6 protein-coding genes, 3 pseudogenes and 1 riboswitch are annotated in these 7178 nt (G+C 38.9%); of the genes and pseudogenes, 8 read left to right on the top strand and 1 reads right to left on the bottom strand.

The features are described from left to right. Window positions 1-27: 27 nt before the first annotated feature. Window positions 28-361 (bottom strand): annotated as a pseudogene (locus HMPREF2876_RS07625) (NAD-binding protein); the annotation flags it as partial. Window positions 362-722: 361 nt separating this feature from the next. Here HMPREF2876_RS07625 and HMPREF2876_RS07620 point away from each other — a divergent pair. The 8 genes and pseudogenes from HMPREF2876_RS07620 (at window position 723) to HMPREF2876_RS07590 (ending at window position 7096) form a co-directional block, all read left to right on the top strand. Beyond that, the gene (locus tag HMPREF2876_RS07620; RefSeq protein ID WP_024051501.1) at window positions 723-1235 is read left to right on the top strand and encodes a tRNA (cytidine(34)-2'-O)-methyltransferase; all 513 of its coding nucleotides are present in this window, start codon (window positions 723-725) and stop codon (window positions 1233-1235) included. 68 nt (window positions 1236-1303) lie between these two features. Beyond that, window positions 1304-1528: riboswitch (FMN riboswitch) on the top strand. A 148-nt stretch (window positions 1529-1676) separates the two neighbouring features. After that, a complete protein-coding gene (locus HMPREF2876_RS07615) occupies window positions 1677-2240 on the top strand; it encodes an ECF transporter S component (protein WP_024051502.1) in 564 nt (187 codons plus the stop codon). Continuing rightward, window positions 2230-2880 (top strand): phosphatase PAP2 family protein, encoded by a 651-nt coding sequence (locus HMPREF2876_RS07610; protein WP_024051503.1) that lies wholly within the window; start codon window positions 2230-2232, stop codon window positions 2878-2880. The genes HMPREF2876_RS07615 and HMPREF2876_RS07610 overlap by 11 nt, the downstream gene beginning before the upstream one ends. A gap of 30 nt (window positions 2881-2910) precedes the next feature. Next, the gene (locus tag HMPREF2876_RS07605) at window positions 2911-3237 is read left to right on the top strand and encodes an MGMT family protein (RefSeq protein ID WP_070584603.1); all 327 of its coding nucleotides are present in this window, start codon (window positions 2911-2913) and stop codon (window positions 3235-3237) included. 41 nt (window positions 3238-3278) lie between these two features. Further along, on the top strand, window positions 3279-4223 hold the full coding sequence (locus HMPREF2876_RS07600) for a tRNA modification radical SAM protein MnmL/YtqA (protein ID WP_003023668.1): 945 nt from the start codon (window positions 3279-3281) through the stop codon (window positions 4221-4223). Then, complete coding sequence (locus tag HMPREF2876_RS07595) at window positions 4217-4765, top strand: tRNA 5-(aminomethyl)-2-thiouridylate-methyltransferase MnmM (RefSeq protein WP_024051505.1); 549 nt, start codon at window positions 4217-4219, stop codon at window positions 4763-4765. The genes HMPREF2876_RS07600 and HMPREF2876_RS07595 overlap by 7 nt, the downstream gene beginning before the upstream one ends. Before the next feature lie 12 nt (window positions 4766-4777). Beyond that, window positions 4778-5031, top strand: a pseudogene (locus HMPREF2876_RS10280) (hypothetical protein). A gap of 11 nt (window positions 5032-5042) precedes the next feature. Continuing rightward, a pseudogene (locus HMPREF2876_RS07590) lies at window positions 5043-7096 on the top strand (cation:proton antiporter). Window positions 7097-7178: the final 82 nt, after the last annotated feature.

Here is a 7178-nt window from a genome sequence, read left to right as displayed (position 1 = left end):
GTTTTTTTGTTGCACTATATTTTACAATTTATCTTTAAAATAAGAATTTGAATATTCTGGGTTACGAGCACGAACAATCGTTTCTTTTGCCCCCCATTTTTTTAGCTAATACAGCTGAAATCATATTGACTTCATCTTGCTCCGTCATGGCAATAAAAATGTCACAATGTCCGACATCAGCCTGTTCTAAAATTTTAAAATTGGCACCGTTACCCACAATGCCCATAATATCATAACGTTTTGTAACCCTATTGAGGACAGATTCATTTTGTTCGATTAGAATCACATCATGATTTTCCGCCACAAGTGAACGGCAGAGTGCAGCTCCGACTTTACCGCCAGCAACGACAATAATTTTCATCTTATACCTCCCAAGTATCCTATCCTATCATACCCTTTTTTGCAAAAATTTCATCATTTTGAAGAAAGAAAAAGAGATATTTTATTCAGAAGAGTCCAGTAATTGAAAATAAAAAGATAAAACTTGAAAATTCATCATAAAAATCTAGAAAATATGAAAAAATAAAGTTTTTTTTGTTGACATGTGCTAATAAAGTGATATACTAAGAAAGTACCCTCATTGATTTACCTCAAACCTGTTGTGATGTAAGTTAATGAGCCTTAAACCACGCTGTCTGCTGAGCTTGACTCCGGGCAGTGTGGCTATTTTTTTGCTTGATAGCAATCACAGTTCACTAAGGTAGGTGAGAAGGTTATAACATATGACAACATTTCAAAATCACATTGTTCTTTTTGAACCACAAATTCCTCAAAATACAGGAAATATCGCACGGACTTGCGCAGCAACGAATTCATCGCTTCACATCATTTTACCAATGGGATTCCCGATTGATGATCGTAAGATGAAACGGGCTGGCTTGGATTATTGGGATAAGCTGGACATTACTTATTATGACAATTTAGAAGAGTTCATGAGTAAAATGGACGGACAATTGTATTTGATTTCTAAGTTTGCGGAGAAGGTTTATGCGGAAGAAAATTTTGCAACTGTTGGAAATCACTATTTCATGTTTGGGCGTGAGGATAAGGGATTGCCAGAAGATTTTATGCGTGATCATTCTGAAAAAGCCCTGCGTATTCCTATGAATGATGAACATGTCAGAAGTCTGAATTTGTCAAATACAGTCTGTATGCTGGTGTATGAAGCCCTGCGGCAACAGAATTTTGCAGGTTTGGAGCTAGTACATCACTATGCACATGACAAATTAAAATAGGATTTCTTAAAAGAATGGACGACATCGGATAAAATGCTTGCTCTAGCAGGCTTTTTTTGTTATGATTAAAGGGTCTTCAGGGCAGGGTGAAATTCCCGACCGGCGGTAATTTGCAGCTGTTGACAATCTTTTGTTTTTATATAGCGTTGTAGTTTCTTTGTGTACCTTTGAAACGCCACTTCATTTAAAAACAAAATCTTTGCCAACTGGATAGCTGTTTTAAGTCCGCGAGCGTAAGCTGATGTGGTGCAATTCCACAACCGACAGTACAGTCTGGATGGGAGAAGACGAGAGGCAATGAAGAAGGTCTAAAAGTACAGCTTTTAAATTTTATTTAAGGAAATTTTCTTATACTATTTCAAAGGTTCCGTTGATTTAGAGAAATCGTTCTTCAGCAAGCCTTCCAGCTTCTCTAATTTTTATAAATTGGAGGAACCTGTTATGACACATACACGCAAAATGGCTGTTGTTGCCATTCTTTCAGCAATTTCATTTTTGCTGATGTTCTTTGATTTCCCGATTTTACCGGGGGCTAGCTTTTTAAAGCTAGATTTCAGTATTTTACCAATCTTACTGGGATTAGTGGTGTTGGATTTAGGTGGTGCTTTGAGCATTTTATTGGTTCGTTCGGCGCTCAAACTGCTGCTGAACAATCAAGGCGTCAATACTTATATTGGCTTGCCGATGAATATCATTGCGGTTGCTGTTTTCGTAATTGCTTTTGCTTTGATTTGGAAAAAAGAGCAGACAACCGTTCGTTTTCTAATCGCTTCTGTGGTGGGGACGCTCGGATTGACCTTGGCAATGCTGATTCTCAACTATGCCTATGCTATTCCACTCTATACAACATTTGCTAATTTTGATATTTCAAAGATTCTGGGTGTGGCAAACTATCTATTTGCAATGGTCATTCCATTTAATCTATTAGAAGGTGTGGTTTTTGCAGTTGCCTTCTGGCTGATTTATCTGCTTTTGAAACCAATTTTAATCAAGTATGAAAAATAAACAAACGTTTTTAACCAAGGGCTCTTTTGCCCTTTTACTTTTTGTGATTTTAGGATATGTTGTCAAGTTTCATCCTAATTATTTAAAAGGCTTTGATTGGCCAACTCAGACAATTTTGCGTGGGGATTTACCAGATTCTTTGACATTTTTCTTTTCTAACGTGACAAGTCTAATCAACATACCCGTTATTATAACTTGGGTTGTAGTTTTAGTTGGTCTTTTCCTTTATAAAAAATGGTGGAGTGAGGCGATTCTTTTGGCTGGAAATCTTGCTTTGACGGGAATTTTAGTGGCTCTTTTGAAAAATGTCTATCAACGTCCTCGTCCTACGATCCAACATTTAGTAGAAGAAGGTGGATTTTCTTTTCCGAGTGGACATGCCTTGGCTTCGACGTTAGTTGTTGGGGCGTTAGTGATTATTGTGAGCCAGCGCGTGAAAAATCGTCATCTCAGACATTTGCTGCAAGTGTTACTCATGGTATTCATTCTTACAATCATGACATCTCGCGTTTATCTAGGAGTTCATTATCCAACAGATGTTTTAGGAAGTCTTTTCTTAGGTTTAGGGATGTTGCATATTGAATTTCCTTATTATGATAAGTTGCGCTTCCAATGGCGTTTTGCAGGAAAGCAAAAATAGATTGTTAGCAGACAGTTTAGAGGAGGCAGGGTGGCAAAAGTTTTAGATAAACGTCTGATTAATCAAATTTTGTCAATAGTTGAGCAGATTCCTGTGGGAAAAGTGACTACCTATGGACAAATTGCGCATTTGATAGGGCGAGAAAGAAATGCTCGTTTGGTAGGTCGCGCCCTGTCTCAGGCTGGACTTTATGGGAAGTATCCTTGCCATCGTGTGGTTAATTCCGCAGGACGCTTAGCGCCAGCGTGGGAGGAGCAGAGACATCTCCTTTGGGCCGAAGGAGTGACTTTTAAAACGAATGGCTGTGTGGATTTGAAAAAGCACCAATGGAAGCCAACGGACATTAGTAAAGTGTAAATGGAACTCCGAACGCGAGTTCTGTTTTATTTTGTGGTACAATGAAAGTTATGAAACCATATAATTCGTTAAATGCTTATTATCGAAAACTATTTGGAGAGAAGACCTTTAAAGTTCCGATTGATGCTGGCTTTGATTGCCCTAATCGAGACGGAACGGTAGCTCATGGTGGCTGTACTTTTTGTACGGTATCTGGGTCAGGTGATGCCATTGTAGCACCAGAAGCACCGATTCGTGAGCAATTTTACAAGGAAATTGATTTTATGCATCGAAAGTGGCCTGAAGTCAAGAAATATCTAGTTTATTTTCAAAATTTCACCAATACCCATGATAAGGTGGAGGTCATTCGTGAGCGATATGAGCAAGCCATCAATGAGCCAGGAGTTGTAGGTATTAACATTGGAACCAGACCAGACTGCCTGCCTGATGAGACGATTGCTTATCTAGCAGAATTATCCGAACGCATGCATGTGACGGTAGAGCTGGGCTTGCAGACGACTTATGAAGCTACTTCGCAATTGATTAACCGCGCACATTCCTATGAATTATATGTTGAAACGGTTCAACGTCTGCGGAAATTTCCAAAAATCGAGATAGTTTCTCACTTAATCAATGGCTTACCTGGTGAAACTCACGAAATGATGATAGAAAATGTTCGCCGCTGTGTGACAGACAATGACATTCAAGGGATTAAATTACATCTTTTGCATTTAATGACCAACACACGCATGCAACGAGATTATCATGAAGGACGCTTGCAGCTGCTTAGCCAAGATGAGTATGTTTCAATTGTTTGTGACCAATTAGAAATAATCCCTAAGCATATCGTCATTCATCGGATTACAGGCGATGCGCCACGAGATATGTTAATTGGCCCTATGTGGAGCCTCAACAAATGGGAAGTTCTCAATGCGATTGAACAGGAAATGAACCGTCGCGGCAGCGTTCAAGGGTGTAAAGCAAAGGAGCAACGATTTATATGTTAAGACCATTACAAATGGCACATGCTTTTTTAGAGGAAGTAGTGACTGATGAAGACATCGTCGTTGATGCCACTATGGGCAATGGGCACGACACGCTTTTCTTGGCACGACTGGCTAAAAAAGTGTATGCTTTTGATATTCAAGAGCAAGCCGTTGAGCAAACTACCAAGCGCTTGGCAGAAGCTAAATTGGACAATGTTGAACTGCTTTTGACAGGTCACGAAAATGTGGATCAATATGTTGAAAGTATTAAAGCAGCTATTTTTAATCTAGGCTATCTTCCGTCGGCAGATAAAACAGTGATTACGCAGCCACATACAACTATTCAGGCTTTGGAAAAATTATGTCAGCGTTTAGTAGCTGGCGGTCGGATTGCAATCATGATTTACTATGGGCATGCAGGTGGCGATGTGGAGCGAGATGCAGTTTTAGACTTTGTTAGTCAATTGCCGCAGCAGGAATTTACTGTCGCCCTTTATAAAACAATCAACCAAATCAATCAGCCCCCCTTTTTAGTGATGATTGAGAAATTAAAAATGACCTAAGTGGAGAGAAAAATGGATAAGCAATATCTACATGAAAAATTGAGCTGCTTGCGCAGTCAATATCTAGATTCAACCAATGGAGAAATCTTAGCAAAGCAAGTAAATGATGCGCAGATGAGCAAAAAATGCTTCGGATTAAGAAAAAATTAGTCAATCTTGAAATGGAGCGCTGTCAAAAAATGATTGAGCATCGCGATTTATCGAAAATAGAGCAAAAAATCTCCGAGCAGAAGATGCTTTTTGAAAAATGCTGTAGGCAAAAATAAAGGAGGAAAAGGTGGACTTACTCCTTTATATTATTATCTTTTTATCTGTTCTGATTGTTTCAAATGCCACCAACAAGCTATTTCCAAGCTTGCCAACGCCACTCATACAAATTCTATTAGGGATTGGCTTGGGATTTTTCATTCCAGTTGGAACGTTTCATTTAGAGACGGAGCTGTTTCTAGCTTTAATCATTGGACCGCTACTGTTTCGAGAAGCAGAAGAAAGCGATATTACCAGTATTCTTAAGCATTGGAAGATTGTTATTTATCTGATTTTTCCAGTTATTTTTCTATCAACTTTTAGTCTTGGCTTTTTGTCACATTGGCTATGGGTGTCCCTTCCTCTTGCAGCTTGTATCGCAGTTGGAGCCGCCTTGGGTCCGACTGATTTAGTGGCTTTTGCGTCCTTATCTGAGCGCTTTACCTTTCCAAGACGTGTAGAAAATATTTTGAAAGGGGAGGACTTGCTAAATGATGCGAGTGGTTTAGTTGCCTTTCAATTTGCCCTGACGGCTTGGACAACAGGGAAATTTTCAGCTCAGGAAGCCAGCACCTCACTTATCCTTTCAATCATTGGCGGTTTTATTGTGGGTGGTCTAACTGCTTTTTTAAATCGTCAATTGCAAAAGCTGCTGTATATGGTGCGAGCCTCAGACACAGCAGGAGAACTGTTGTTAGAATTAAGTTTACCGTTGCTGACATTCTTTTTGGCCGAAGAACTCCATGTATCAGGAATTATTGCAGTGGTCGTGGCAGGGATTTTTAAGGCTAGTCGTTTTAAAAGGATTACTTTATTAGAAGCTCAAGTTGATACCGTGACAGATACGATTTGGCAAACTGTCACATTTATGCTGAATGGATCGGTCTTTGTCATTTTAGGAATAGAGTTAGAAACGATAGCTGAACCCATTTTGAAAAGTCCGGTTTATGATAATCTCTGGCTCCTTCTAACGATTCTTTTGCTGACGATTGTGCTATTTGCCATTCATTTTGTCATGATTTATGGCTTTTATTTCTGGAGAAGTCTGCGTTTGAAAAAGAGAATGTCGAAATATTGGAGAGATATTGCTCTGTTAACTTTTTCAGGCGTGAAAGGAACGGTGTCTATTGCGACCATTCTCTTGATTCCAACAGCGTTAGAACAAAAGTATCCTCTCTTGCTTTTCTTGGTGGCTGGGGTTACGTTGCTTAGTTTTTTGACAGGGCTTGTAATATTACCTCGTTTATCAGAAAACAAAGAAGAATCATCCGACTACCTCATGCATATTGCTATTTTAAATGACGTTGTCCAAGAATTAGAAGAAGATTTGAAACATACCAAAGTCAAGGCTCCGCTTTACGCGGCTATTGATAATTATCATGGACGAATCGAAAATCTTATCCTGGAGCAGGAAGGAAAATCTGTTCAAAAAGATTTGACAGATTTGCAATTGCTGATGCTGAGTATTGAAAGTGACGGCTTGGAACAAGCCTACGAAGAAAGAAAAATAAGCAACCGTGCCTATTCCATTTACCAACGTTATTTATGGAATATGGAGCAAAGAATCAACCGCAACCTTGCTTCGCGCTTCACTTATTTTTTGATTAGCTTTTTCAGAATGACTCGCTTATTGTTACATGAGATTGTTACGTTTGGCTCTACTTTCCGTAATTGGCTCAATCAAGATAGAGCAAAGCCTAGTAAGGCTGAAAGAGAAGAGATTGCCGAACTGTATCTAGCCAATACAGAAGTGATTATCGGGAGTTTAGAAAATCTGAAGGGCGTTTATAATACTGCGCTTATCAATTTCTTACAAGATTCGCGTATTCGTGAGACAGCAATTATTGAAAGCAGTGTTTTATTGAGCGGGTTATCACGCGTATCAAACCGAATAATATCAAGGAAATGCTACGAGGTTATTATTTGGAGCGGAAGATTATTTTTGAATACGAACACGAAAAGCTGATTTCAGCTAGTTATGCAAAATTTCTCCGTCAAAATGTCAATAATTTAGAAAATTATTCTCTCAAAGAAACCGCCAATACATTACCATACGACATGATGAACTATGTCAGACAGAAATAAAACGGGAGTGGATTGAGCACTTAGTTGCGAATTCACTCTTTTTTAAACGATAAATTGCAATAAAAAGTGCAACGTTTACTCG

This window comes from Streptococcus sp. HMSC073A12, assembly GCF_001812815.1.
Taxonomy (GTDB): Bacteria; Bacillota; Bacilli; order Lactobacillales; family Streptococcaceae; genus Streptococcus; species Streptococcus vaginalis.
This window is presented reverse-complemented; position numbering and strand designations above follow the sequence as displayed.